This is a genomic window from Streptomyces sp. UNOC14_S4, assembly GCF_020740835.1.
Classification (GTDB): domain Bacteria; phylum Actinomycetota; class Actinomycetes; order Streptomycetales; family Streptomycetaceae; genus Streptomyces.
Genome location: NZ_JAINFC010000867.1, coordinates 1 through 1,720 on the forward strand (window position 1 = coordinate 1; position 1,720 = coordinate 1,720).

General features: G+C 69.9%; 2 pseudogenes. Both read right to left on the reverse strand.

Annotated elements, in window-relative coordinates:
• Window positions 1-429, reverse strand: a pseudogene (locus K6I34_RS36595) (RNA-guided endonuclease TnpB family protein); the annotation flags it as partial.
• A gap of 221 nt (window positions 430-650) precedes the next feature.
• Window positions 651-1,720, reverse strand: a pseudogene (locus tag K6I34_RS36600) (transcriptional regulator); the annotation flags it as partial.

The following is a 1,720-nucleotide window of genomic DNA, read 5'->3' on the forward strand; positions in this document are numbered from 1 at the left end:
GATGCCCTTGAGCCGTCCGGCCACCGTCCAGACGGACACGGTGCGCTCATCGAGGTTCCAGGTCAGAATCCGGTCGTCGTACGGCTGCGCCGACGTCTCACGAAAAGCGATCGGCTTCGACTCCACCCTGACCCGTCGCCCGGAACCCTCCGGGCCGTAGTTCCCGGCCCGAAGGTTCGCCTTCAGCGTGGCGTAGGCGTCGCACACCTTCTTGACCGTGCGCACGGCAGCCTGCGCCCCGAGATCGCAGTCAGCCTTGATCCGGTGGTAGACGGCCTCTTGCAGCACGTTGCGCCGCTTGAGGTCCTTGGCGAACGCCACCTCAGACGCCGCGTTCGCGGCACGGTTGCAGGCACGCAGGGTCGCCGCCAGTGCGTCCGCGTCATGCGCGGACGCAGGCAACAACTTCACCTGCGCAACAATCTTCACGCAGAACAACCTAGTAGAAACGGTCACCGGAGGTCAACTTGCCGTACAAACACGGTCTTTCGCCCTGGCGGCGAAACCCCGCCCCCTGCCCCGCTACGCGGATGCTTCGATTCCTCCCCGCCCTAAAGGACAGGGCATCCTCGAAGGAGACAAGGTGAACGAGCGCGGTTCCGCCGTGGCCGCGGGCCGGTGGGGCCGGGCGCGCCCACGCGCCACGCCTCTTACGAGGCGTGTACCCCGCCGGGCTCGGGGTCCGGCTCCCCCGCCGCCGTCGGGTCCTCCGCGGTGCCGACCGTGTAGACGTCCTTGACCTTCACTTCCGTCACCCCGCGGCCCTCGGGGAAGACGTGCTGCCACTGGCCGGCGACGTGGAGTTCATCGGTGCCCATGGCCCGTACCACCAGCAGGCCCTCGTCGTGAGCCTTGTACGCCTTCATCCAGAGGTTCGCGAAGGCCTGGGAGCGGATGAGGTGCATCCAGTCCGGGCGGTACAGCTCCCGGTTGTAGTGGGACTCCCCCATCGTCGAGACGAACTTCGAGTACATCGCCTTCACGTACTCCAGCGTCACCGCGTCGTCCTCGGCGATCGCACGGTCGCGGGCGTCCTTGAGCGCGACGCGGAACTTCTCCAGGAGGTTCTCGGTCGCGCCGGACGTGAAGGACTCGTGGATCTCCGGCGGCGCGCACAGGCCGTAGGCGGGGCTCGACAGGCGCAGCAGGAGGCGCAGGGTGGGCTCGGTCACCCACAGGGGGCCGGGCTCCTCGCGGTGGCCGATGGGGTTGGGCAGCACGTCGTCGTGCTCCCAGTCGGGCGGGGTGATCAGATGGACACCGGCGCGGCGGCGGTCGTGGTGGTCGCCGGTGCAGTGCTCCAGCGCGCCGAGCGGCAGGTGGGTCTTGAGGGCGGACAGATAGGCGCCGTTGACATCCAGGGCGGTGATCGTGTGACGGCCCGCGGGGAGGTGGGGGCGGGCCCACTTGGGGCGCGCCTCCCAGATCCGGTCGGCTCCCCGGGCGGTCTGCTTGCGCAGGATGTCCGGGAGCGGCGGGTGGCCGATGACGTCGTAGCGGCCGCCCTTGCGGGTGTGGTCCAGCAGCGCCATGGCGTCCGGGATCGCGCGCCTGATGAGGGTCGCGGTCGCCGCGTCGAGGTCTCCCTCGTGCTTGGCGAGTGCCGCGCGGACGGCCTCACCGATCGGGTCGGGTGTCTCGGCCGCCGTCTGCATACGGCGTCCGGACGGCACGACCTTCACGGGCTGCTTCGCCTGTTCGCGGCGGGCCGGGGCGGGGA